Source organism: Burkholderia anthina (assembly GCF_902498995.1).
GTDB classification, from domain to species: domain Bacteria; phylum Pseudomonadota; class Gammaproteobacteria; order Burkholderiales; family Burkholderiaceae; genus Burkholderia; species Burkholderia anthina.
Window position 1 is genome coordinate 11,601 of record NZ_CABVLY010000023.1, and the last position, 24,905, is coordinate 36,505.

23 protein-coding genes and 1 tRNA gene are annotated in these 24,905 nt (G+C 66.9%); 17 read left to right on the plus strand and 7 right to left on the minus strand.

Going from position 1 to position 24,905, the window contains the following annotated elements; genetic code table 11:
• Window positions 1–68: 68 nt before the first annotated feature.
• Together uvrA and BME24068_RS25780 are read left to right on the plus strand one after the other, a co-directional pair.
• Window positions 69–2,954 (plus strand): excinuclease ABC subunit UvrA, encoded by a 2,886-nt coding sequence (uvrA, locus tag BME24068_RS25775; RefSeq protein ID WP_096507349.1) that lies wholly within the window; start codon window positions 69–71, stop codon window positions 2,952–2,954.
• Between the two features lie 257 nt (window positions 2,955–3,211).
• Complete coding sequence (locus BME24068_RS25780) at window positions 3,212–4,294, plus strand: AI-2E family transporter (protein WP_162826254.1); 1,083 nt, start codon at window positions 3,212–3,214, stop codon at window positions 4,292–4,294.
• A 120-nt stretch (window positions 4,295–4,414) separates the two neighbouring features.
• Here BME24068_RS25780 and purU read toward each other — a convergent pair whose 3' ends face one another.
• The 5 genes from purU to BME24068_RS25805 form a co-directional block, all read right to left on the minus strand.
• Window positions 4,415–5,299: a formyltetrahydrofolate deformylase gene (gene purU, locus BME24068_RS25785; protein ID WP_096507350.1), complete on the minus strand. Its 885-nt coding sequence runs from the start codon at window positions 5,297–5,299 to the stop codon at window positions 4,415–4,417.
• A gap of 73 nt (window positions 5,300–5,372) precedes the next feature.
• Window positions 5,373–6,230 carry an NUDIX hydrolase gene (locus BME24068_RS25790; RefSeq protein ID WP_096507351.1) on the minus strand — a complete coding sequence of 286 codons (858 nt, stop codon included), beginning with the start codon at window positions 6,228–6,230 and terminating at the stop codon, window positions 5,373–5,375.
• Window positions 6,231–6,235: 5 nt separating this feature from the next.
• Window positions 6,236–6,850 carry a LysE family translocator gene (locus tag BME24068_RS25795; RefSeq protein WP_096507352.1) on the minus strand — a complete coding sequence of 205 codons (615 nt, stop codon included), beginning with the start codon at window positions 6,848–6,850 and terminating at the stop codon, window positions 6,236–6,238.
• Between the two features lie 34 nt (window positions 6,851–6,884).
• On the minus strand, window positions 6,885–7,451 hold the full coding sequence (locus BME24068_RS25800; protein ID WP_034179054.1) for an adenine phosphoribosyltransferase: 567 nt from the start codon (window positions 7,449–7,451) through the stop codon (window positions 6,885–6,887).
• 87 nt (window positions 7,452–7,538) lie between these two features.
• The gene (locus BME24068_RS25805) at window positions 7,539–9,545 is read right to left on the minus strand and encodes a monovalent cation:proton antiporter family protein (protein ID WP_174927821.1); all 2,007 of its coding nucleotides are present in this window, start codon (window positions 9,543–9,545) and stop codon (window positions 7,539–7,541) included.
• Between the two features lie 125 nt (window positions 9,546–9,670).
• Here BME24068_RS25805 and kdsD point away from each other — a divergent pair, with 125 nt between their 5' ends.
• The 11 genes from kdsD to BME24068_RS25860 all read left to right on the plus strand — a co-directional run bounded on the left by kdsD (window position 9,671) and on the right by BME24068_RS25860 (window position 18,913).
• On the plus strand, window positions 9,671–10,654 hold the full coding sequence (gene kdsD, locus BME24068_RS25810; RefSeq protein ID WP_096507354.1) for an arabinose 5-phosphate isomerase KdsD: 984 nt from the start codon (window positions 9,671–9,673) through the stop codon (window positions 10,652–10,654).
• Complete coding sequence (locus tag BME24068_RS25815; protein ID WP_096507355.1) at window positions 10,654–11,190, plus strand: KdsC family phosphatase; 537 nt, start codon at window positions 10,654–10,656, stop codon at window positions 11,188–11,190. Before kdsD ends, BME24068_RS25815 begins: the two co-directional genes overlap by 1 nt.
• A 3-nt stretch (window positions 11,191–11,193) precedes the next feature.
• The gene (lptC, locus tag BME24068_RS25820; protein WP_174927822.1) at window positions 11,194–11,808 is read left to right on the plus strand and encodes an LPS export ABC transporter periplasmic protein LptC; all 615 of its coding nucleotides are present in this window, start codon (window positions 11,194–11,196) and stop codon (window positions 11,806–11,808) included.
• Window positions 11,809–11,828: 20 nt separating this feature from the next.
• Window positions 11,829–12,494 carry a lipopolysaccharide transport periplasmic protein LptA gene (gene lptA, locus BME24068_RS25825; protein ID WP_096507357.1) on the plus strand — a complete coding sequence of 222 codons (666 nt, stop codon included), beginning with the start codon at window positions 11,829–11,831 and terminating at the stop codon, window positions 12,492–12,494.
• Window positions 12,491–13,267, plus strand: coding sequence for an LPS export ABC transporter ATP-binding protein (gene lptB, locus BME24068_RS25830; RefSeq protein WP_096507358.1), 777 nt, complete (start codon window positions 12,491–12,493; stop codon window positions 13,265–13,267). The genes lptA and lptB overlap by 4 nt, the downstream gene beginning before the upstream one ends.
• Before the next feature lie 169 nt (window positions 13,268–13,436).
• Entirely contained in the window at window positions 13,437–14,942 is a 1,506-nt protein-coding gene (locus tag BME24068_RS25835) for an RNA polymerase factor sigma-54 (protein WP_096507359.1), read from the plus strand.
• Window positions 14,943–15,101: 159 nt separating this feature from the next.
• Window positions 15,102–15,461: a ribosome hibernation-promoting factor, HPF/YfiA family gene (gene hpf / locus BME24068_RS25840; RefSeq protein WP_006477786.1), complete on the plus strand. Its 360-nt coding sequence runs from the start codon at window positions 15,102–15,104 to the stop codon at window positions 15,459–15,461.
• Window positions 15,462–15,656: 195 nt separating this feature from the next.
• Window positions 15,657–16,169 carry a PTS sugar transporter subunit IIA gene (locus tag BME24068_RS25845; protein ID WP_059451610.1) on the plus strand — a complete coding sequence of 171 codons (513 nt, stop codon included), beginning with the start codon at window positions 15,657–15,659 and terminating at the stop codon, window positions 16,167–16,169.
• 129 nt (window positions 16,170–16,298) lie between these two features.
• Window positions 16,299–17,267 (plus strand): HPr(Ser) kinase/phosphatase, encoded by a 969-nt coding sequence (gene hprK / locus BME24068_RS25850; protein ID WP_006483133.1) that lies wholly within the window; start codon window positions 16,299–16,301, stop codon window positions 17,265–17,267.
• A 75-nt stretch (window positions 17,268–17,342) separates the two neighbouring features.
• Entirely contained in the window at window positions 17,343–18,251 is a 909-nt protein-coding gene (rapZ, locus tag BME24068_RS25855) for an RNase adapter RapZ (RefSeq protein WP_096507360.1), read from the plus strand.
• A gap of 26 nt (window positions 18,252–18,277) precedes the next feature.
• Window positions 18,278–18,913 carry an LON peptidase substrate-binding domain-containing protein gene (locus tag BME24068_RS25860; RefSeq protein WP_096507361.1) on the plus strand — a complete coding sequence of 212 codons (636 nt, stop codon included), beginning with the start codon at window positions 18,278–18,280 and terminating at the stop codon, window positions 18,911–18,913.
• Window positions 18,914–19,023: 110 nt separating this feature from the next.
• Here the strand turns inward: BME24068_RS25860 and mutY are convergent, their stop codons facing one another.
• Together mutY and mutM are read right to left on the minus strand one after the other, a co-directional pair.
• Window positions 19,024–20,124 carry an A/G-specific adenine glycosylase gene (mutY, locus tag BME24068_RS25865; RefSeq protein ID WP_174927823.1) on the minus strand — a complete coding sequence of 367 codons (1,101 nt, stop codon included), beginning with the start codon at window positions 20,122–20,124 and terminating at the stop codon, window positions 19,024–19,026.
• 37 nt (window positions 20,125–20,161) lie between these two features.
• A complete protein-coding gene (gene mutM / locus BME24068_RS25870; protein WP_044847468.1) occupies window positions 20,162–20,989 on the minus strand; it encodes a bifunctional DNA-formamidopyrimidine glycosylase/DNA-(apurinic or apyrimidinic site) lyase in 828 nt (275 codons plus the stop codon).
• A gap of 395 nt (window positions 20,990–21,384) precedes the next feature.
• On the opposite strand from mutM, the gene BME24068_RS25875 reads away from it, so the two are divergent.
• From BME24068_RS25875 to BME24068_RS25890, 4 genes are all read left to right on the plus strand, one after another.
• Entirely contained in the window at window positions 21,385–23,208 is a 1,824-nt protein-coding gene (locus BME24068_RS25875; protein WP_174927824.1) for a tetratricopeptide repeat protein, read from the plus strand.
• Window positions 23,208–23,828, plus strand: coding sequence for a lipoprotein insertase outer membrane protein LolB (gene lolB / locus BME24068_RS25880; protein ID WP_096507364.1), 621 nt, complete (start codon window positions 23,208–23,210; stop codon window positions 23,826–23,828). Before BME24068_RS25875 ends, lolB begins: the two co-directional genes overlap by 1 nt.
• Before the next feature lie 27 nt (window positions 23,829–23,855).
• Window positions 23,856–24,737 (plus strand): 4-(cytidine 5'-diphospho)-2-C-methyl-D-erythritol kinase, encoded by an 882-nt coding sequence (ispE, locus tag BME24068_RS25885; RefSeq protein WP_174927825.1) that lies wholly within the window; start codon window positions 23,856–23,858, stop codon window positions 24,735–24,737.
• 53 nt (window positions 24,738–24,790) lie between these two features.
• A tRNA-Gln gene (locus BME24068_RS25890) sits at window positions 24,791–24,867 on the plus strand.
• The last annotated feature ends 38 nt before the right edge of the window (window positions 24,868–24,905 follow it).

Here is a 24,905-nt window from a genome sequence, read left to right on the forward strand (position 1 = left end):
GCCCCCAACGACGGCCTCGAAAAGCCGTTATAGTAGCAGGTTTGGTTCCCTCCATTTTCGCCAGGTTCATGGAACAGATCCGTATCCGTGGGGCACGTACCCACAACCTGAAAAACGTCAATCTCGACCTGCCGCGCCACAAGCTCGTCGTGATTACCGGGTTGTCCGGGTCAGGCAAGTCGTCGCTCGCGTTCGATACCCTTTATGCCGAAGGGCAGCGCCGCTACGTCGAAAGCCTGTCCGCGTATGCCCGCCAGTTCCTGCAGTTGATGGAGAAGCCCGACGTCGACCTGATCGAGGGCCTGTCGCCCGCGATCTCGATCGAGCAGAAGGCGACGTCCCACAACCCGCGTTCGACCGTCGGCACGGTCACCGAGATCCACGACTACCTGCGACTTTTGTTCGCACGTGTCGGCACGCCGTACTGCCCCGACCACGACATCCCGCTCGAGGCGCAGAGCGTGTCGCAGATGGTCGACGCCGCGCTGGCGCTGCCCGAGGAAACCAAGCTGATGATCCTCGCGCCGGTCGTCGCGAACCGCAAGGGCGAGCACGCCGAGCTGTTCGAGGACATGCAGGCCCAGGGCTTCGTGCGCTTTCGCGTGCGCTCGGGCGGCGGCACCGCGAACGAAGGCGTCGCGAAGATCTACGAGGTCGAGTCGCTGCCGAAGCTGAAGAAGAACGACAAGCACACGATCGACGTCGTCGTCGATCGCCTGAAGGTGCGCCCGGACATGAAGCAGCGCCTCGCGGAATCGTTCGAGACCGCGCTGCGCCTCGCCGACGGCCGCGCGATCGCGCTCGAGATGGAGTCCGACCGCGAGCATCTGTTCAGCTCGAAGTTCGCGTGCCCGATCTGCTCGTATTCGCTGCAGGAACTCGAGCCGCGGCTGTTCTCGTTCAACAACCCGATGGGCGCCTGCCCGGAATGCGACGGCCTCGGCCAGATCACGTTCTTCGATCCGAAGCGGGTCGTCGCGCACCCGTCGCTGTCGCTCGCCGCGGGCGCCGTGAAAGGCTGGGACCGCCGCAACCAGTTCTACTTCCAGATGCTGCAGAGCCTCGCGGCGTTCTACGAGTTCGACATCGACGCCGCCTTCGAGGATCTGCCTGAAAAGATCCGCAAGGTGCTGCTGTTCGGCTCGGGCAAGCAGACGATCCCGTTCTCGTACATCAACGAACGCGGCCGCACGACGATCCGCGAGCACGTGTTCGAAGGGATCATCCCGAACCTCGAGCGCCGCTACCGCGAGACCGATTCGGTCGCGGTGCGCGAAGAGCTGTCGAAGTACCAGAACAACCAGCCGTGCCCGTCGTGCGAAGGCACGCGCCTGCGCCGCGAAGCGCGCCACGTGCGCGTCGGCACCGGCGACTACGCGCGCGGCATCTATGAAATCAGCGGCTGGCCGCTGCGCGACGCGCTCGGCTACTTCGACGGCCTGACGCTCGACGGCGCGAAGCGCGAGATCGCCGACAAGGTGATCAAGGAAATCGTCGCGCGCCTGACCTTCCTGAACAACGTCGGCCTCGACTACCTGTCGCTCGAGCGCAGCGCGGAGACCCTGTCGGGCGGCGAGGCGCAGCGGATCCGGCTCGCGTCGCAGATCGGCTCAGGCCTGACCGGCGTGATGTACGTGCTCGACGAGCCGTCGATCGGCCTGCACCAGCGCGACAACGACCGCCTGATCGGCACGCTCAAGCACCTGCGCGACCTCGGCAACTCGGTGATCGTCGTCGAGCACGACGAGGACATGATCCGCACGGCCGACTACGTCGTCGACATGGGCCCGGGGGCCGGCGAACACGGCGGCGTGGTGGTCGCCGAAGGCACGCCGAAGCAGGTGCAGTCGAACCCGCAGTCGCTGACGGGCCAGTACCTCGTCGGCAAGCGCACGATCGAATATCCGGACGAGCGCCTCGCGCCCGATCCCGAGCGGATGCTGCGCATCGTCGACGCGCACGGCAACAACCTGCAGCACGTCGATCTCGAACTGCCGGTCGGCCTCTTGACCTGCATCACCGGCGTGTCGGGCTCCGGCAAGTCGACGCTGATCAACGACACGCTGTATCACGCGGTCGCGCGCCACCTGTACGGCTCGTCGGCCGAACCGGCGGCGCACGAGGCGATCGAGGGGCTCGAGCACTTCGACAAGGTCATCAACGTCGACCAGTCGCCGATCGGCCGCACGCCACGCTCGAACCCGGCCACCTACACGGGCCTGTTCACGCCGATCCGCGAGCTGTTCTCGGGCGTGCCGACCGCGAAGGAGCGCGGCTACGACCCGGGCCGCTTCTCGTTCAACGTGAAGGGCGGCCGCTGCGAGTCGTGCCAGGGCGACGGCGTGCTGAAGGTCGAGATGCACTTCCTGCCGGACGTGTACGTGCCGTGCGACGTGTGCCACGGCAAGCGCTACAACCGCGAAACGCTCGAAGTGCAGTACAAGGGCAAGAACATCAGCGAAGTGCTCGACATGACGGTCGAACACGCGTACGAATTCTTCAGCGCGGTGCCGGTCATCGCCCGCAAGCTGAAGACGCTGCTCGATGTCGGCCTCGGCTACATCCGCCTCGGCCAGTCGGCCACGACGCTGTCGGGCGGCGAGGCGCAGCGCGTGAAGCTGTCGCTGGAGCTGTCCAAGCGCGACACCGGCCGCACGCTGTACATCCTCGACGAGCCGACCACCGGCCTGCACTTCCACGACATCGCGCTGCTGCTCGAGGTGATCCACCGGCTGCGCGACCAGGGCAATACGGTCGTGATCATCGAGCACAACCTCGACGTGATCAAGACGGCCGACTGGGTGATCGACCTCGGCCCCGAGGGCGGCGCCGGCGGCGGCCAGATCATCGCGCAGGGCACGCCCGAGCAAGTCGCGAAGACCAAGGCCAGCTTCACCGGCAAATACCTCGCTCCGCTGCTCAAACGCCCGACCCGCAAGGCGGCGGCCGGCTGACGGCGCCCCTCTACCGTGCGCAGCCGCCCGGCCGCGCACGGTTCGGGCCCGCGGCGGCGCTCGCCCCCGCGCTTTCCATTCAGTGGTTTTCCCTTCTGCGTTTACACCATGAGTCAAACTGCCTCATGGCGGACCATAATGGCAGCTATACTTTACGGTCGTAAGATTCGCCGTCCGCACCAACCCGGTGCGATGCCCGGCGAACGCCGCTCTGCCGCCCATCGCGCGGCATGACACACGAACGACAGGAATCCACGATGGAGAAGCAACAAGAGTCGCGCGACACGCAGAACCGCGAGCCGCACCTGCGCAGCGTGCGGCTGACGAGCGACTTCAGCCTGCCGAAGTTGTCGGCGATCGAGATCGGCAGCTACCTGTTCGCCCTCGTCTCGATGGTGCTCGTCATCGAACTGAGGCTCCTCGGCGGGCTGCTGGCCGGCATGCTGGTCTACCAGCTCATCCACACGATCGCGCCGGTGATCGAACGCCACACCACCAGCATGCGGGCGCGCTGGGTCGCCGTCGTGCTGCTGTCGATCGCGATCGTCGGCGGGCTCACCGGCCTGACGATCGGCATCATCGAACACTTCGAGCACACGGTGCCGAACCTGCAGACCCTGCTCGGCCAACTGATGCAGATCGTCGAGCAGACGCGCGCGCGCACGCCGGCGTGGATCGCGAACCTGCTGCCCGTCGACGTCGAACAGATGAAGACCAAGGCGGCGGTGCTGATGCACTCGCACATGGATCAGCTCCAGCAAGGCGGCAAGAGCGTCGCGCGCGGCTTCGGCCACGTGGTGTTCGGGATGATCATCGGCGCGATGATCGCGATCGGCGTCGAGCACGGCAAGGTGCGCCGGCCGCTGTCGACCGCCCTCGTCACGCGCGTGTCGCGCTTTGCCGAATCGTTCCGCCGGATCGTGTTCGCGCAGATCAAGATCTCGGCGATCAACGCGGCCTTCACGGCCATCTACCTGCTCGTCGCGCTGCCGATCTTCCACCAGCAGCTGCCGCTGTCGAAAACGCTGGTGCTCGTGACCTTCATCGTCGGCCTGCTGCCGGTGATCGGCAACCTGATCTCGAACACGCTGATCGTCGCGGTGTCGCTGTCGGTCAGCATGGGCACCGCGATCGCGTCGCTCGCGTTCCTCGTGATCATCCACAAGTTCGAATACTTCCTGAACGCGAAGATCATCGGCGGCCAGATTGAGTCGCGCGCGTGGGAGCTGCTGCTCGCGATGCTGATCATGGAAGCCGCGTTCGGGCTCCCCGGCGTGATCGCCGCGCCGATCTTCTATGCGTACCTGAAGCGCGAACTGTACATGTTGCGGCTGATCTGACGCCGCGCACGTCGCGCAACAAAAAACGCCGCGCCCCGAAAAGGGCGCGGCGTTTTTGTTTGTGGGGGCCGGCCATCCGGGGGACGGCCATCCGGGGCCGGCCCTCCCGCCGGCAGCCGATCAGCGGAACACGACCGTCTTGGTCCCGTTCAGCACGATCCGGTGCTCGACGTGCCACTTCACCGCGCGCGCAAGCGTCACGCACTCGACGTCGCGGCCGATCGCGGTCAACTGGTCGGGCGTCATGCTGTGGTCGACGCGCTCGACTTCCTGCTCGATGATCGGGCCTTCGTCGAGATCGGTCGTCACGTAGTGCGCGGTCGCGCCGATCAGCTTCACGCCGCGGTCGAACGCCTGGTAGTACGGCTTCGCGCCCTTGAAGCTCGGCAGGAACGAATGGTGGATGTTGATCGCGCGGCCGGCGAGCTGCTGGCACATGTTCGGCGACAGGATCTGCATGTAGCGCGCGAGCACGACGAGATCGGCCCGGTGTTCGTCGATCACTTCCAGCACGCGCGCTTCCTGCGCGGCCTTCGCCGCATCGGACGAACCGCCGACGAGCGGGAAGTGATGAAACGGAATGTTGTAGCTCGCGGCGAGCTGGTAGAACTCCTTGTGGTTCGACACGATCGCCGGAATCTCGATCGGCAGCTGGCCGGTGCGATAGCGGAACAACAAGTCGTTCAGGCAATGGCCGATCTTCGACACCATGATCACGACGCGCGGCTTCACGGCCGCATCGTGCAGCTCCCAGCGCATCCCGAATTGCTCGGCGAGCGGCGCGAATTCCTGGCGGAGCGTGTCGAGCGCCGACGCGGCGTCCGTGCCGTCGGCGTCCTGCTCGAAGTGCACGCGCATGAAGAACTCGCTGGTGCGGCTGTCGCCGAACTGCGCCGAGTCGAGGATGTTGTTGCTGCGCTCGAACAGGAAGCCCGAGACCGCGTGGACGATGCCGTGCCGGTCGGGGCACGACAGTTTCAAGATAAAGCTGTGATCGGTCGGCATGACCGCTACTCCCTTCGTTTCAGTATTCGTCAAATAGCCCGTTCGCGCGGCTGCGCTTTAGCCCGGGCGCGCGTCACGCGGGCGGCGCGAACAGCGCGTCGATGCCCTCGGCATCCGCCGCCGCGAGCCAGCGATGGCGCAACAGCGTGTCGAGCATCGCGAGGCTCGCATCCATCGTCGCGCGACCCTCGCGCAACCAGCCGATCACCTCGGGCACGCCGGCCAGCAGGTGCTCGGCCACTTCGCCGTCCTGGTTGTGCGGCGCGAAGTCGCGCGGCAGCGGCAGGTCGTACACGAAGATCAGTTCGGACTGCGTGCCTTCCGGCAGCGAGCACAGCACCTGCACCGCGCGGCCCGCGATCGCACGCGCCGCCAGTTCGGCCGGCATGCCGGCCTCTTCCCAGCATTCCTTCGTGAGCGTCTCGTGAACGCCCAGGCCCCAGCCGATACCGCCCGCCACGACGTTGTCGAGCATGCCGGGGTCGGTGGCCTTGGTCGCGCTGCGGCGGCCGAGCCACATCTGCGGCACCGCGGGCGAACCGGGCGCAGCCGCATATTCTACGATGCCGTTCAGGTGGACCGCATAGGTCTGCGTGCCGAAAAAGCGCGACGCGGCGCGCTCGATGTACGCGAGCGGCGGATCGTCGAAGCGGTTGCGGATCGCATAGATCTCGTCGCGCCAGCCCGGGATCGCGCCCTCGGCCGCCAGCGCGCCGATCGCGCTCGCGAGCGCCATGCTGCGCGCGTCCGCGGTGTCGTAGCGCGCCGACAGCACCACGCGCGCGTCGGTCAGCTCGAACACGTCGGGCCAGCGGGCGAGCTTCGCGACGTCCTGGCGACGCACCCAGCCGACCTGCTCGCCGGCGATCTCGAAACGCAGGTGCGCGGCCGGATCGAAACGGCGCGCGGCCGCAATGCACGGAAACGTCATCGGGCTCAGTCCTTCAGCGCGACGCGGATGCCGATCGCGATGAACGTCGCGCCGGCGATCCGGTCGAGCCACACGCCGGCCTTCGGGCGGCGCTTCAGCCACGTGCCGATCGCGCCCGCGCCGACACCGAACAGCGTGAAGATCGCGGCCGTCTGCAGCATGAACAGCGCACCCAGCTCGAACATCTGCAGCGTCACGCTCTGCACGCCGTGCGGATCGACGAACTGCGGCAGGAACACGACGAAGAACAGCGTGACCTTCGGGTTCATCAGGTTGCCGATCACGCTCTGGCGGAAGATCGCGCCGAGCGGCTGCGGCGGACGCTCGTGCGCGTTCGCGAGGCCCTGGCTGCGCAGCGCCTTGATGCCGATCCACACGAGGTACGCGGCGCCCGCGAGCTTCAGCGTCTGGAATGCGACCGGCGACGAACGCAGCACGGCCGCGACGCCGAGCGCCGCCAGCGTCGTGTGGAACAGGATTCCGGCCGTGAAGCCGAGCGCCGCGACGAAACCGGCGGCGCGCCCCTGCGAGATGCCGCGCGCGAGCACCTGCAGGTTGTCGGGACCCGGCGCGAACGTGATCGCGATCGACGTCGCGAGAAACAGCATGAAGTTGGGCATCGTGACCTCGCGGCGTGAGCCGGCGTTCGGTGGTTCAGTGGCCGGCGAATTCGGTGACGGTATAGACGGGCAGCCCCGCGTTGCGCAACAGCGTCGAGCCGCCGAGATCCGGCAGGTCGATGATCGCCGCGCCCTCGACGACGACCGCGCCGAGCCGCTGCAGCAGGTTGCGCCCCGCCATCATCGTGCCGCCGGTCGCGATCAGGTCGTCCATGATGATCACGCGGTCGCCGGGGCGGCACGCGTCTTCGTGGATCTCGACCGTCGCGCTGCCATATTCGAGGTCGTACGATTCGGAGCGCGTCTTGTACGGCAGCTTGCCGACCTTGCGGATCGGCACGAAGCCGACGCTCAGTTCGTACGCGACGATCGGCGCAATGATGAAGCCGCGCGCATCGAGCCCCGCGACGTAGTCGAGCTTCGCATCGACATAGCGTTCGACGAACAGGTCGACGAGGATGCGCAGCGCCTTCGGGCTCTGCAGCAGCGTCGTAATGTCGCGGAACATCACGCCCGGCTGCGGCCAGTCGGGCACCGTGCGGATCTGGCTGTGAATGAAGGCGACCGGATCGAGCGGTGCGCCCGACGACGAATGCGGCATGACACTCTCCGAAAAAAACGGTGCGCGAAGATCGGGCACCGTTTCGAATAAATACGGGTCAGGTTATCGAATCGCGACTCCGGCGACTCAGGCGACCGCGGTCGGCGGCTCGCGCCGATGGCGCGACAGCCGTTCCTCCGCGAGCGCGAGCGCCTCGGGCAGCCCGCGCAGCACGACGATGTCGCTCGCGCGCAGCTTGGTCTGCGGATCGGGTTCGACGCCGCGAATGCCGTGCCGGCGGATCGCCGTGACTTCCAGCCCGAGCGCATACAGCCCGAGCTCCTCCAGCGAGCGCCCGACCGCGTCCGCGCGCGCGTCGACCGGCACAGATTGTAGCCGCACCTGCTCGTGATCGTCGTCGTCCGCGTCGTCCGCGCCGCGGAAATAGCCGCGCAGCAGGCTGTAGCGCTCGTCGCGCATCTCCTCGACGCGCCGCACGACCTTGCGCATCGGCACGCCGACCAGCACCAGCGTATGCGACGCGAGCATCAGGCTGCCCTCGACGATCTCCGGAATCACCTCGGTCGCGCCGGCCGCGAGCAGCTTCTCGAGATCGGCATCGTCGACGGTGCGCACGATCGCCGGCAGCGTCGGCTCCAGCTCGTGCACGTGGTGCAGCACGCGCAGCGCGGACGGCGTGTTCGCATAGGTGATCGCGACGGCCGCCGCGCGGTGGATACCGGCCGCGAGCAGCGATTCGCGGCGCGCCGCATCGCCGAACACGACGGATTCGCCGGCGGTCGCGGCCGCGCTCACGCGATCGGGATCGAGGTCGAGCGCGACGTACGAAATGCCTTCCTGCTCGAGCATGCGCGCCAGGTTCTGGCCCGCGCGGCCGTAGCCGCAGATGATCACGTGGCCGCGCTGCTTGAGGCTTTGCGTCGCGATCCGCGTCATCTGCAGCGATTGCTGCATCCATTCCGTCGACGACAGCCGCATCACGATCCGGTCGGCGTTCTGGATCAGGAACGGCGCGGCGAGCATCGACAGCAGCATCGACGCGAGGATCGCCTGCAGCAGCGTCGAATCGACCAGATGCCGGTCGAGGATCAGGTTCAGCAGCACGAAGCCGAATTCGCCGGCCTGCGCGAGCCCGATGCCGGTGCGCATCGCGACGCCCGGCGTCGCGCCGAACAGCCGCGCGAGCCCCGCGATCATCGTCCCCTTGAACAGGATCTGGCCGACGAAGAAGCCGAACACGAGGAACGGATGCTCCCAGATCACGCGCGGATCGAGCAGCATCCCCGTCGTCACGAAGAACAGGCCGAGCAGCACGTCGCGAAACGGCTTGATGTCCTCCTCGACCTGATGGCGGAACGGCGTCTCGGAGATCAGCATCCCGGCGATGAACGCGCCGAGCGCGAGCGACAGGCCGAAGCGGTCGGTGATGAAAGCGGCGCCGAGCGTGACGAGCAGCAGGTTCAGCACGAACAGCTCCTGCGAGCGGCGCCGCGCGACGACGTTGAGCCAGCGCGTCATGAAGCGCTGGCCGACGATCAGCAGCAGCGCGAGCGCGATCACGATCTTGACCGCCGCGAAGCCGAGCGTGATCGCGAGATCCTTCGACGATTCCGCGCCGAACGCGGCAATCACGATCAGGAGCGGCACCACCGCGAGATCCTGGAACAGCAGCACGCCGAAGATGTTGCGGCCGTGGGCGGTCTCGATCTCGAGCCGCTCGGCGAGCATCTTCGACACGATCGCCGTCGACGACATCGCGAGCGCGCCGCCGAGCGCGACGGCGCCCTGCCACGTGATGTGCACCCAGCGCTCGAACAGGAAGCCGAGCACGACCGCGAGCAGGAGCGTCGCGACGACCTGCAGCAGTCCGAGCCCGAACACGAGCCGCTGCATCGCCCTGAGCTTCGCGAGCGAGAATTCGAGGCCGATCGAGAACATCAGGAACACCACGCCGAATTCCGCGAGGTGTTCGGCCCGTTCGAGGTCCGCGGCAATGCCGAACGCGTGCGGGCCGACCAGGATGCCGACTGTCAGGTAGCCGAGCATCGGCGGCAGGTTCAGCGAGCGGAATACGACGACACCCACCACCGAGGCCAGCAGCAGCAGCAGGGTCATTTCGAGCGGGGAAATCACAGGCGAAGCGTCCTCGTTCGTCGGGGCCACGGCAATGCGGGCACGGGTGGTGGCGGTGGTCAGGCGACCTCGGACGAGTCCGAAGGCCCGGCGCGGCGAACAAACGCCTTTGCTATACTCCGCGCATGATAGCGAAAATCAATGATGATCGGGCGCTCGCGCTCGCCCGCGACGTGCTCGACATCGAGGCGGACGCCGTACGCGCGCTGCGCGACCAGCTCGACGGCGACTTCGTCCAGGCCGTTGCGCTGCTGCTCGGCTGCCGCGGCCGCGTGGTGGTGTCCGGCATCGGCAAATCGGGGCATATCGCCCGCAAGATCGCGGCCACGCTGGCGAGCACCGGCACGCCGGCCTTCTTCGTCCATCCGGCCGAAGCCAGCCACGGCGACCTCGGCATGGTCACGTCGGACGACGTCTTCATCGGTATCTCGTATTCGGGCGAGTCGGAAGAACTCGTCGCGATCCTGCCGCTCGTCAAGCGGATCGGTGCAAAGCTGATCGCGATCACGGGTCGCGCGGAATCGAGCCTCGGCACGCTCGCCGACGTGAACCTGAACGCCGCGGTCTCGAAGGAAGCGTGCCCGCTGAATCTCGCGCCCACCGCGAGCACGACCGCCGCGCTCGCGCTCGGCGATGCGCTCGCCGTCGCGGTGCTCGACGCGCGCGGCTTCGGTTCCGAGGACTTCGCGCGCTCGCATCCGGGCGGCGCGCTCGGCCGCCGCCTGCTCACCCATGTGCGCGACGTGATGCGTTCGGGCGACGACGTGCCGCTGGTCGGCGCCGACGCGACGCTGTCGGACGCGCTGTTCCAGATTACCGCAAAGCGGATGGGCATGACGGCCGTGGTCGATGCCGACGGCCGCGTCGCCGGCATCTTCACCGACGGCGACCTGCGCCGCGTGCTCGCCCGCGACGGCGATTTCCGCGCGCTGCCGATCGTCGACGTGATGACCCGCGAGCCGCGCACGATCGGCCCCGAACATCTCGCGGTCGAAGCCGTGGAACTGATGGAGCGCCACCGGATCAACCAGATGCTGGTGGTCGATGCCGACGGCGTGCTGATCGGCGCGCTGAACATGCACGACCTGTTTTCGAAGAAGGTGATCTGATGAGCGCAGCGCTGACTGCGGCCGAACGCGCGAGCCGCGTGAAGCTGATGATTTTCGACGTCGACGGCGTGCTGACCGACGGCGGCCTGCTGTTTACCGCGGCCGGCGACGCGATGAAGTCGTTCAATTCGCTCGACGGCCACGGCGTGAAGCTGCTCGGCGAGGCCGGCATCGCGACCGCGATCATCACCGGCCGCCGCTCGGACATCGTCGCGGCGCGCGCGAAGGAAATGAAGATCGCGCACCTGTTCCAGGGCGTCGAGAACAAGCTCGCCGTGTTCGCCGATCTGATCGCGTCGCTCGGCATCGGCGCCGACGCCTGCGGCTACATGGGCGACGACTGGCCCGACCTGCCGGTGATGCTGCGCTGCGGCTTCGCGACCGCGCCGGCCAATGCGCACCCCGAGGTGATCGCCCGCGCGCACTGGGTGGCCGAGGCCCGCGGCGGCCACGGCGCCGTGCGCGAAGTGTGCGACGCGATCCTGCGCGCGCAACGCCGCTACGACGCCATGCTCGCGGCCGCCTGCGGAGCCTGACGGATGAACACGCACTTCCGCTGGACCCAGTTGCTGCCGCTCGTCGCGGTCGCCGCGCTCGCGGGCATCACGTGGTGGCTGCTGCAGGCGACGCTGCCGCCGCCCGGCGAGGGCGCCGTGCAGCCGAAGCGCCATACGCCCGACTATTTCGCGGACAACTTCTCGGTCACCGAGCTCGACCAGTCCGGCACGACCCAGTACCGGCTGACGGCCGCGAAGCTGATCCATTACGAAGACACCGAAAACAGCGACCTGACCGATCCGGCCATGCGCGCGTTCCAGCCCGGCAAGCCGGTCGTGACGACCACCGCGAAGCGCGGCACCGTCAACGGCGACGTGTCGATCGTCGATTTGTACGACGACGCGCGCATCCTGCGCGTGGCCGGCGGCGGCGATCCGCAGATGCAGGCCGATTCCCAGCATTTCCGGATCTTCGTCAATGACGATGTGATCCAGACCGAAAAGCCGGTTAAACTTCAGCGCGGCCTGTCGCTCGTCAACGCGACCGACGGCATGAAGTACAACAACGTCACCCGGATCATCGAGCTTTACGGCAACGTGCGCGGCACGATTGCCGCGTCCGACGCGTCCGGCGGCTCGAAAGCTCAATCCAGGTGACGCATCCCTCACGTGACTGCATGAACGAACCGTTCCCTCGACCGAATTCCGGCGGCGCTGCGCGCGCCGTCCGCGCCGCGCTCGCCGCGACGCTCGTGGCGCTCCCGCTCGTCGGGCTGGCGCCGCTCGCCCATGCCGAGAAGGCCGACCAGAACAAGCCGATCAACGTCGAGGCGGACAACCTGACCTATGACGACCTGAAGCAGGTCACGGTCGCGACCGGCAACGTCGTGATCACGAAGGGCACGATCATCATCAAGGGCGACCGCGTCGAAGTGCGCCAGGACCCGGAAGGCTATCAGTACGCGACGTCGTTCGGCAGCGGCAAGAAGCATGCGACGTTCCGCCAGAAGCGCGAAGGTCTCGACGAGTACATCGACGGCGACGCCGAACGCATCGACTACGACGGCAAGCAGGATCTGACGACGCTGACGACCGCGGCCACCGTGCGCCGCCTGCAGGGCACGTCGACCATCGCCGACACCGTGCACGGCAGCGTGATCACGTACGACGGCCAGCACGACTTCTACACCGCGAAGGGCGGCAAGGACGTCGCGGCGCCGGGCAACCCGACCGGCCGCGTGCGCGCGATGCTGTCGCCGAAGAACGGCGGCGCAGGGCCGCTGAACGGCGCGCCGGCGAAGCTGTCGCCGTCGACCACGATCCAGGGAGCGCCGGGCCAATGAACGCGCTACCGAATCGCCAGCCGGCCGGCACGACGAGCTCGCTCGTCGTCCGCAACCTGAAGAAGCGCTACGGCTCGCGCACCGTCGTCAAGGACGTGTCGCTCGACGTGAAGAGCGGCGAGGTCGTCGGCCTGCTCGGCCCGAACGGCGCCGGCAAGACAACGTCGTTCTACATGATCGTGGGCCTCGTGCCGCTCGATGCGGGCGAGATTTCGCTGAACGGCAGCTCGATCAGCCTGCTGCCGATCCACAAGCGCGCATCGCTCGGCCTGTCGTACCTGCCGCAGGAAGCGTCCGTGTTCCGCAAGCTGACCGTCGAGGAGAACATCCGCGCGGTGCTCGAGCTGCAGTACGGCGACGACGGCAAGCGGCTGTCGAAGGACGCGATCGCGTCGCGCACCGAGGCGCTGCTCGACGAGCTGCAGATCGCCCACCTGCGCGAGAATCCGGCGCTGTCGCTGTCGGGCGGCGAACGCCGTCGCGTCGAAATCGCGCGTGCGCTCGCGACCAACCCGAACTTCATCCTGCTCGACGAACCGTTCGCCGGCGTCGATCCGATCGCGGTGCTCGAGATCCAGAAGATCGTCAAGTTCCTGAAGCAGCGCAACATCGGCGTGTTGATTACCGATCACAACGTCCGCGAAACGCTCGGCATCTGCGACCACGCATACATCATCAGCGACGGTTCGGTGCTCGCCGCCGGCGCGCCGAGCGACATCATCGAGAACGAAAGCGTACGCCGCGTGTACCTCGGCGAACACTTCCGCATGTAACTCCCCTCGTGGCTGGCCGCCCCCCGCCCGGCACCGCCGTGCGGGGCCGCACGCGGCTTTCCAGCCATGTCGCCGCCCTACCCGCGGCCGGGCGGCGCGCCGCGCGTAATCGCGGATGGCTCAAGGCGCCTGGGTCGTGGCACACTGCCGGTATGACTCCCTCTCTGCCATGAAAGCCAGCCTTCAACTCCGCCTGTCGCAACATTTGGCGCTGACGCCGCAGCTACAGCAGTCGATCCGGCTTCTGCAGTTGTCGACGCTCGAACTGCAACAGGAAGTCGCGATGGCCGTCGCGCAGAATCCGCTGCTCGAAAACGACGATGAATGGATCGCGAGTCCGCTGCGTGTCGCGGCGGATGGATCGCTGATCGCGCAGACGCCGCCCGCGCAAAGCACCGAACCGGCCGCCGCGAACGGCAGCAGCCAGTCGGGCGAGCGCGCCGAGCGCGACGAACCGGCCGGCGCCGACGAATACGACGGCTACGCATCCGGCGACGGCAACGACGGCCCGCAGTGGAATCTCGACGAGTTCGGCCGCTCGAGCGGCGCATCGGACGACGACGACCTGCCGCCGCTGCAGGTGCAGGAAGCCGCGACGTCGCTGCGCGACCATCTCTCCGCGCAACTGCGCGTCACGCAGGCCGGCCCGCGCGATCGCGCGCTCGTGATGTTCCTGATCGAATCGCTCGACGACGACGGCTACCTGACCGCGTCGCTCGACGAAGTGCTCGCCGATTTGCCGGCCGAACTCGAAATCGACTGCGACGAACTGAACGCGGCGCTCGCGCTGCTGCACAGCTTCGACCCCGCCGGGGTCGGTGCGCGCTCGGCATCCGAATGCCTGAAGCTGCAGCTGCTGCGCCTCGATCCGTCCCCCACTCGCACGCTCGCGCTCGAAATCGTGTCGCAGCATCTCGAACTGCTCGCCGCGCGCGATTTCACGCGGCTGCGCAAGCACCTGAAGGCGAGCGACGACGCGCTGCGCGACGCGCACACGCTGATCCGCTCGCTGGAGCCGTTCCCGGGCGCCGCCTACGGCAAGGCCGAAGCCGACTACGTCGTGCCCGACATCATCGTGAAGAAGTCCGGCCAGAGCTGGCTCGCGGAACTCAATCCGGAAGTGATGCCGCGCCTGCGGATCAACAACCTGTACGCGAACATCCTGCGCAACAGCCGCGGCGATCCGTCGGCCGGATCGTTGAAACAGCAGCTCCAGGAAGCGCGCTGGCTGATCAAGAACATCCAGCAGCGCTTCGACACGATCCTGCGTGTCGCGCAGGCTATTGTCGAACGTCAGAAGAATTTCTTTGCGCACGGTGAAATTGCCATGCGCCCCTTGGTTTTGCGGGAAATAGCTGATACGCTGGGCCTACACGAGTCGACTGTCAGCCGTGTGACAACAGGCAAGTACATGCTGACCCCGTTCGGGACGCTTGAATTTAAGTACTTCTTCGGATCACACGTTTCGACCGACACCGGAGGCGCCGCTTCGTCGACCGCCATCCGAGCCCTGATCAAGCAACTGATAGGAGCTGAAGACCCAAAATCGCCACTTTCGGACAGCCGCATTGCCGAGCTGCTGGCAGAACAGGGTTTCGTGGTTGCGCGCCGCACGGTCGCCAAGTATCGCGAAGCCCTCAAAATCCCGGCAGTGAATCTGCGCAAGTCTCTTTAAGCCTGCTGCCTGCCCGGCGGCAGGCGTGTTCCGGCCACCGCGCACACGGGGAACAGGCCGGGCGACCTGTCCGCGAATTTGCCGCTACGTGCGGCAGGGGCAAGTCGACCGGAGCGCCGCCTCGATGCGGCCGGGTGGTCACTCGCTTGGAGAAGCACTATGAACCTGAAGATCAGTGGACATCATCTCGAAGTCACGCCTGCCATTCGCGAATACGTGATCACCAAGCTGGACCGGGTGCTACGCCATAGCGATCAGGTGATCGATGGCACTGTGATCCTCTCGGTCGACAACCACAAGGAAAAGGACAAGCAGCAGCGCGCGGAAATCAATCTGCACCTGAAGGGCAAGGACATCTTCGTCGAAAGCGCGAACGGTAACCTGTACGCCGCGATCGATCTGCTGATCGACAAGCTGGATCGCCAGGTCGTCAAGCACATGGAGCGTCTGCAAACGCACGCACACGATCCGATCAAGCTGCAGCCGTCGATCGACCAGATCGAACTGCCGCCGCAATAACGGTTACTGCAGCACACACGCCGCCCGGTTCGCCGGGCGTTTTTTTTGTGACTTCGACGCAGTGGTGCGACCGGTCCGTCCATGCTGCGCCACGCGCGCGGCTGTGCTCTATAATGTTCCGGTTATCGCCGGGGGGCGTTGGTGCGGTAGCTGCCTTGCAGGTTGCCGATACCGAACGCCTTGATATCGCCGAACATGGAAAATCAGTCTGCCGCAGCAAGGAGACCCCAGGCCGCCCAATCGCCTGCCAACATGAATCGCCTAGCCAAAATCCTGCCCATAGAGAACGTCGTCATCGACCTCTCCGTCACCAGCAAGAAACGCGTCTTCGAACAAGCCGGGCTGATCTTCGAGAATCAGAACGGCATCGCCCGCAGCACCGTCACGGACAACCTGTTCGCGCGCGAGCGCCTCGGCTCGACCGGGCTCGGCGAAGGCGTCGCGATTCCGCACGGCCGTATCAAGGGGCTCAAGCACCCGCTCGCCGCGTTCGTGCGGCTCGCCGATGCGATCCCGTTCGAAGCGCCCGACGGCCAGCCGGTCGGTCTCCTGATTTTCCTGCTCGTCCCCGAGCAAGCCACCCAGCAACACCTCGAGATCCTGTCGGAAATCGCGCAACTGCTGTCCGATCGCGACGCGCGCGAGCGTCTGCACAACGAAACGGATATCGCCGAGTTGCATCGCCTGCTCACTCAGTGGCAACCTTGAGTTGATCCGGGCAGAATATTTTCCCGAACGAGGCGGCATGCGCCGCCGTCCACGGCTGCCCGGCGCCGGCCCCGCATGGCGACGCCCGTCGCCGCGCGCGTGCACCGGCTCATTGGAGTGACGAGAGTCATGGATACGTCCAGCATCAACGCCCAGAGCATCTTCGACGACAACGCAGCCACGCTGAAGCTGAGCTGGCTGACGGGGCATGAAGGCTGGGAGCGCGGTTTTTCGGCCGACACCGTCGGCAACGCGACGTCGAGCGCCGACCTCGTCGGCCACCTGAACCTGATCCACCCGAACCGGATCCAGGTGCTCGGCGAAGCCGAAATCGACTACTACCAGCGGCAGACCGACGAAGACCGTTCGCGCCACATGGCCGAGCTGATCGCACTCGAACCGCCGTTCCTTGTCGTCGCCGGCGGCGCGGCGGCGCCGCCCGAACTGGTGCTGCGCTGCACGCGCTCGTCCACCCCGCTGTTCACGACGCCGATGTCGGCCGCCGCGGTGATCGACAGCCTGCGGCTCTACATGTCGCGCATCCTCGCGCCGCGCGCGACGCTGCACGGCGTGTTCCTCGACATCCTCGGGATGGGCGTGCTGCTCACCGGCGACTCCGGTCTCGGCAAGAGCGAACTCGGCCTCGAGCTCATCAGCCGCGGTCACGGCCTCGTCGCCGACGACGCGGTCGACTTCGTTCGACTTGGCCCCGATTTCGTCGAAGGCCGCTGCCCGCCGCTGCTGCAGAACCTGCTCGAAGTTCGCGGCCTCGGCCTGCTCGACATCAAGACGATCTTCGGCGAAACCGCCGTGCGGCGGAAAATGAAGCTGAAGCTGATCGTCCAGCTCGTACGCCGTCCGGACGGCGAATTCCAGCGCCTGCCGCTGGAAAGCCAGACCGTCGACGTGCTCGGCCTGCCGATCAGCAAGGTCACGATCCAGGTTGCGGCCGGCCGCAACCTCGCGGTGCTCGTCGAGGCAGCCGTGCGAAACACGATCCTGCAGTTGCGCGGAATCGACACGTTGCGCGATTTCATGGATCGGCAACGACTCGCGATGCAAGATCCCGACAGTCAGTTCCCCGGCAAGCTGGTGTAATTCCCCCGCGCCGGCCACGCAGCGCCGGCGCGTCGAGCCGGTGCTATGATGAAACGTCAGGATTCTCTGCTTCCCATGCGCATCGTCCTCATCACCGGCATCTCCGGCTCAGGCAAATCCGTCGCGCTGAACGCGCTTGAAGACGCGGGCTATTACTGCGTCGACAACCTGCCGCCGCACGTGCTCCCCGAACTCGCCCGCTACCTCGCCGAGGCAGGCCAGCACCGGCTCGCGGTCGCAATCGATGCGCGCTCGAGCGCGTCGCTCGACGAAATGCCCGGCCTGATCCGCGCGCTGTCGCTCGAGCACGACGTCCGCGTGCTGTTCCTGAACGCGAGCACGCAGGCATTGATCCAGCGCTTCTCCGAAACGCGCCGGCGCCACCCGCTGTCCGGCTCGCCGTCGCACGATGCGAACGTCGGGCTGCTGTCGTCGCTCGAGGAAGCGATCGAGCGCGAACGCGATCTCGTCGCGCCGCTCGCCGAATTCGGTCACCAGATCGATACCAGCACGCTGCGTGCGAACGTACTGCGCACGTGGGTCAAGCGCTTCATCGAGCAGAAGAACAACGACCTGATGGTGATGTTCGAGTCGTTCGGCTTCAAGCGCGGCGTGCCGCTCGACGCCGACCTGATGTTCGACGTGCGCGCGCTGCCGAATCCGTACTACGACCATGAGCTGCGCCCGCTCACCGGGCTCGACCAGCCGGTCATCGCCTTTCTCGACGCACTGCCGATCGTCCATCAGATGATCGACGACATCCATGCGTTCCTGATGAAATGGCTGCCGCACTTTCGCGAAGACAACCGCAGCTACCTGACCGTCGCCATCGGCTGCACGGGCGGGCAGCATCGCTCGGTGTTCATCGCGGAAACGCTCGCCGCGCGCCTCGCGCCCGAGGCGAACGTGATCGTGCGGCATCGTGACGCGCCCGTGGATGTCGACGCGTCGTCGCGGCTCGTCACCGAGGTCGACCGACCTTAGCGACTCCGCCCTTTCGCCGGCGCGCCATGTCTACCCTATCGACCACCCTGATCGACCTGCCGCTGTTTCCGCTGCACACGGTGCTGTTCCCCGGTGGCTGGCTGCCGCTCAAGGTGTTCGAGGCGCGCTATCTCGACATGGCCCGCGCCTGCCTGCGCGACGAGGCGCCGTTCGGCGTGTGCCTGCTGAAGAGCGGCCCCGAAGTCGCGCAGGACGGCGCCGTCTCGGTGCCCGAGACCATCGGCTGCATGGCACGCATCACCGAATGCGACACCGGCGAATTCGGGATGCTGTTCCTGCAGACCGTCGGCACGCAACGCTTCGAGCTGCTGTCGTATCGCGTCGAAGGCAACGGGCTGCTGGTCGGCATCGCGGAGCCGCTGCCCGACGACATCCCGCTCGAAGGCGAGCAGGCGCTCGCGCAATTCGGCTCGTGTGCCGAGGTGCTCGAGCGCATCATCGAAGCGCTGAAGAAATCGGAACCGGGCAAGATGCCGTTCGGCGAACCGTTCCGCCTCGACGATCCGAGCTGGGTGTCGAACCGCCTCGCCGAACTGCTGCCGCTCGACCTGCGCGCGCGGCAGAAGCTGATGGAGTTTCCGGACGTCGGCGCACGCATCGACGCCGTACACCACGTGCTCGACCGGCACGGGTGGCTGTAAGCGCACCCATCGCGCGTCGCGTCGTGGCGACATCCCGCGCGGTGCACGGGCCGGGTTGAAACCCGGCGCGTTGGAAAGCACGTGGCGCCTGCCGCGCACCGCCCCTTTCGTTACAGCAGCGGCCCGCTCAGCGCATCGAGCAGCTTGCGCACGGGCGCCGGCACGCCGTACGCGTCGAGCCTGCTCAGCGGCACCCACGCCGTCTCGGCATCCTGCGCAAGCGGCAGTCCGCCGGCTGTCATGTCGCTCAGCCGCGGCTCGATCTCGAGCCGGAAATGCGTGAACGTATGCGTGAACGGCGCGAGCGCCACCGGCCCGCCGCCGCCGAAGCCGCGCGCGAGTTCCGTGAGCGCGGCGTCGCCGTCGGCCTGCGGCAGGCACCACAGCCCGCCCCAGATGCCGGCCGGCGGACGCCGCTCGAGCAGCACGGCATCGCCGTCGCGCAGCACGAGCATCCAGGTCTTGCGCGTCGGCACCGCCTTCTTCGGCCGTGCGGCCGGCAGTTCGCGCTGCCGCCCCGTCGATTGCGCGACGCAGTCGCCCGCGAACGGACAACGCGCGCAATCCGGCTTGCCGCGCATGCACAGCGTCGCGCCGAGATCCATCAGCCCCTGCGTGTACGCGCTCACGTCGGCCGGGTTCGCGGCATCCGGCAGCAGCGATTCGGCAAGCGCCCACATGTCGTTCTCGACGCGCTTCTCGCCCGGAAAGCCTTCGACGCCGAACACCCGGGCGAGCACGCGTTTCACGTTGCCGTCGAGAATCGTCGCACGCGCGCCGTAGGCGAACGACGCGATCGCCGCGGCCGTCGAGCGGCCGATGCCGGGCAGTTCGGCGAGCGCGTCGGGCGTCGGCGGGAATACGCCGCCATGCTCGGCGGCGACCACCTGCGCGCAGCGATGCAGGTTACGGGCGCGCGAGTAGTAGCCGAGGCCGGCCCACAGCGCCATCACGTCGTCGGCCGGCGCGTCGGCCAGCGCGACGACGGTCGGGAAGCGTTCGAGAAAGCGCGCGTAGTACGGAATGACGGTCGACACCTGCGTCTGCTGCAGCATGATTTCCGATAACCAGATCCGGTACGGATCGCGGGTGTTCTGCCACGGCAGGTCGTGGCGGCCGTGCATGCGCTGCCACGCGACGAGGCGCGAGGCGAACGTGCCGTGCAGCGGCGTGACGGGGTATGGGGCGGGGGCGGTGCGAGGCGGCTTCAAGTGGTCGAGTCTGTGAAAAAAGGGTTCAACGCGCGGTTCAGCGCTGGCAGGTCGGGCAGTAATAGGTCGAACGCTGACCCTGGACGATCTGCCGGATCGGCGTGCCGCAGACGCGGCACGGCAGGCCCGCGCGATCGTAGACGAAGCAGTCGAGCTGGAAATACCCGCTTTCGCCGTTGCTGCCGACGAAGTCGCGCAGCGTGCTGCCGCCGCGCTCGATCGCATCGGCGAGCGTCGCCCGGACGGCGTCGGCCAGCCGCTCGTAGCGCGGCAACGATACCTTGCCGGCGGCCGTCGTCGGCCGGATGCCGGCGCGAAACAGGCTCTCGGACGCATAGATGTTGCCGACGCCGACGACCATGTCGCCCGCGAGCAGCGCCTGCTTGACCGACACCGTGCGGCCGCGTGTGCGCGCGTGCAGCAGCGCGCCGGTGAACGCGGGCGAGAACGGTTCGACGCCGAGGCTCGCGAGCAGCGGATGCGCATGCACGTCGCCCGCTTCGCGCGGGTGCCACAGCACGGCGCCGAAACGGCGCGGATCGCGGAACCGCAGCACGAATTCGTCGAAAATCCAGTCGATGTGGTCGTGTTTGGCGGCAACCGGCACGCCGGCCGCGGGCAGGACGCGCAACGTGCCCGTCATCCCGAGATGGACGATGAACCAGCCCGCGTCGACCTCGAACAGCAGGTACTTGCCGCGACGCTCGACCGCGAGCACCTCGCGCGCGCGCAATTGCTCCGCGAGCCCCGCCGGCACGGGCCAGCGCAGCATCGCGGTACGGACGTCGACACGCTCGACGCGGCGGCCTGCGACAAAGGGCTCGATGCCCCGGCGCGTGACTTCGACTTCTGGCAACTCTGGCATGTTTTGCGGGTCTGAGGCGAGGGTCTGTTTACATGTGGAACGCGCATGCGTTGCCACGAGAACGGCCGCTCGCGAGGCGCGCGACGCCGCGAATACTGACGTATTCGCAAGAAGCGCAACGCGGCGAGCGGCCGTTCTCGTGGCAACCCCTAATTAAAAAAATTCATTCCACGGGAATGCTCCAAATCGCCCGCATGGCGGCGTCGCTCGTCGCTTGTTTGGCTCGCCAAACGGCGCTCCTCGCTTCTTGCCTGCGCCCCGCAAGGAAGTCCCCTTGGGGGACGGGCGATTTGGGGCATTCGCATGTGCGTTCCACATGTAAACAGACCCTATCACTATCCTGCGTGTATTGTAGCGAGCGCGTTACAATCGGTTGAAACATCGAACGGATTTCCATGACCTTGCCCTCGAAGCTGCTTCTGAAGCGCCCCGCCGCCGAGCGTGGCGCGCGTGCGTTCCCGGTCCGCCGCGCGCTCGGCGCCGCGCTGTTCGCGGCCTGGACCCTCTCCGCCTTCCCGGCTCACGCGCAGGATCCGGCATCGGACGACGCGGATTCGCAGGGCGCGTTCGAGCACGTGATGCCGGACGAGAAGAAGGATCTCCCCGGCGTCCCGCTGACGAGCCAGATCGTCTATCAGGTGCTGGCCGCCGAGGTCGCGCTCCAGCGCAGCCAGCCCGCGCCGGCCTACCAGACCTATCTCGCGCTCGCCCGCGACACGCACGATCCGCGCATGGCGCAGCGCGCGACCGAGATCGCGCTCGGCGCGCAGAGCCCGGCCGACGCGCTGTCCGCGGCGTCCCTGTGGCGCCAGTACGCCCCCGATTCGAACCGCGCATCGCAGGTCGACGCCGCGCTGCTCGTGCTCGCCGGCAAGCCGGCCGACGCAGAGCCGATGCTCGCGCGCGAACTGGCCCGCGCGACCGGCGAGACGCGCGGCCCCGCGATCCTCGCGCTGCAGGCGCTGCTGGTGCGCGGCGCCGACCGCGTCGGCGGCCTCGCGGTGCTGAAGGACATGCTGAAGAACGACATGAACCGGCCCGAAGCGCAGCTCGCGATCGCGCGGCAGCAGCTCGCGGTCGACGACAAGGACGGCGCCGCGCAATCGCTGAAGCAGGCGCTGCAGATCCGCCCGGACTACCTGCCGGCGGCGCTGATGCTGTCGCAGATGGGCCCCGCGGAGCGGGCGGCCGGCATCGCGTCGTTCGAGAAATATGTTCAGCAGAATCCGAAGTCGCGCGACGCGCGGCTCGCGCTGTCGCAGCTCTATCTCGCCGACGATCGCCTGGACGACGCGCAGAAGCAGTTCGAGACGATGCGCAAACTCGACTCGAAGGATCCGACGCCGCTGATGGCGCTCGCGCTGATCAAGATCCAGCAGAAGAAGCTCGACGACGCGAGCGCGTACCTGAAACAGTACGTGCAGCTCGGCGACAAGCAGCCGAACCTCGACGTTGGCCAGGGCTACATCTATCTCGCGCAGATCGCGATCGAGCAGGGCAACGACGCGCAGGCGTCGCAATGGCTCGACAAGGTCGACCAGACGAGCCAGCATTACCTGCCCGCGCAGATCACGCGCGCGCAGCTGCTGCAGAAACAGGGCAAGACCGACGAAGCGCGCAAGGTGCTCGACGACCTGCCGATCAGCGATCCGCGTGATGCAGCGGTCGTCGCACGCACCGACGCGTCGATCCTGTTCACCGCGAAGCGCTATCCGGAAGCCGAGGCGCGGCTCGCGCAGGCGGTGCAGGACTTCCCGGACGATCCCGACCTGCGCTACGACTACGCGATGGCGGCCGAAAAGACCGGCCACTACACGACGATGGAAAAGCAGCTGCGCGAGCTGATCCGCACGCAGCCCGACAATCCGCAGGCGTACAACGCGCTCGGCTATTCGCTGGCCGATCGCAACCAGCGCCTGCCCGAGGCCAGCAAGCTGATCGACAAGGCAATGTCGCTCGCGCCGAACGACGCGTACATCATGGACAGCCTCGGCTGGGTGAAGTACCGGATGGGCGACACGGCCGGCGCGGCGAAGGTCCTGCGGCATGCGTACGACCTGCAGCCGAACGCCGAGATCGGCGCGCACCTCGGCGAAGTGCTGTGGAAGAGCGGCGCGCAGGACGACGCGCGCGCCGCGTGGCGTGCCGCGCAGAAGCTCGAACCCGACAACGACACGCTCGTGCAGACGCTCAAGCGCTTCCAGATCAACAGCCTCTGATGCGGATGTCCCCGATGCTTTCCCCGTCTTCCCGCGTGCTGCGCACGCTGGCCGCGGCCGGTGCGGCGCTCGCGCTTGCCGGCTGCGCGAGCACGCCGCCGTCGGCGAATGCGCCGTCGGGCGCCGTGCTGCAGACGGCCGCAACGCATGCGTACCACGGCCGCTTCGCGGTGCAGTACAACGACAGCCTCGGCAGGCCGCAGAACGTGTACGGCAACTTCGACTGGCAGGAGCACGGCGACGACGTCTCGCTCGAATTGCTCAGCCCGCTCGGCCAGACGCTCGCGATCGTGAAATCGACGCCGCAGGCCGCATCGCTCGAGCTGCCGAACCGTCAGCCGCAATACGCGACGGACGTCGGCGAGCTGATGCAGAACACGCTCGGCTTCTCGCTGCCGCTGGCCGGCCTGCGCTACTGGCTGCTGCCGACGCCCGCGCCCGCGACGCCCGCGCAGACGGTGCGCGACCCGGCCGACGCGACGCACGTCAAGCAGATTCGCCAGGACGGCTGGACGATCGACTACCTCGCCTACGCGGACGCACCGGCCACCGGCGTCAAGCGCGTCAACCTCGTGCGCGCGACGCCGCCGCTCGACATCAAGCTCGTGCTCGACCAGTAAGCACGCGAACCTAGCCCCGACATACGCATGACCGATTCGACCCGCTCGCTGCGCAATTGCCTCGCGCCCGCGAAACTCAACCTGTTCCTGCACATCACCGGCCGTCGTCCGAACGGCTATCACGATCTGCAGAGCGTGTTCCAGCTGCTGAACTGGGGCGATACGCTGCACTTCACGCTGCGCGACGACGGTCGCGTCGCACGCGTCACGGACGTGCCGGGCGTGCCCGAGGAAAGCGACCTCGTCGTGCGCGCCGCGAACCTGCTGAAGGCCCACACGGGCACCGCGGCCGGCGTCGACATCGAAATCGACAAGTGCCTGCCGATGGGTGCGGGCCTCGGCGGCGGCAGCTCCGACGCGGCGACGACGCTGCTCGCGCTGAACCGCCTGTGGCAGCTCGACCTGCCGCGCACGGCGCTGCAATCGCTCGCGGTGAAACTCGGTGCTGACGTCCCGTTTTTTGTTTTTGGAAAAAACGCGTTCGCAGAGGGTATCGGGGAAGAATTAGCTGAGGTACAATTGCCGACTCGCTGGTTCCTGGTTGTGACGCCGCGAGTTCATGTCCCCACCGCTGAAATTTTTTCAGATGAGTTGTTGACAAGGGATACGAAGCCAGTCACAATTGCTGACTTTCTTGCACAGCAAAACAGCGATGCGGGATGGCCAGACAGTTTCGGCCGGAACGATATGCAGCAAGTTGTAGCAAGTAAGTACGCGGAAGTTGCACAGGTGGTCAAATGGTTGTATAATGTGACCCCCGTGAGGATGACAGGCTCCGGAGCAAGTGTGTTTGCAGCGTTTCGCAGCAAGCATGAGGCAGAAGCGGCGAAAGCCAAGCTGCCCACCGGCTGGAACGGTGCAGTTGCCGAGAGCTTGAACGAGCATCCGCTCTTCGCTTTCGCGTCATGAAGTTTTGCTTTATCGGATGGCCTACAAGTCCGGTAAAGTTGTCAGTTAAGTGTAGGGGAGTCGCCAAGTTGGTCAAGGCACCGGATTTTGATTCCGGCATGCGAGGGTTCGAGTCCTTCCTCCCCTGCCAAAAATTTTCCCGCATTTCCCGCCTAAGCCTGAAGCAGG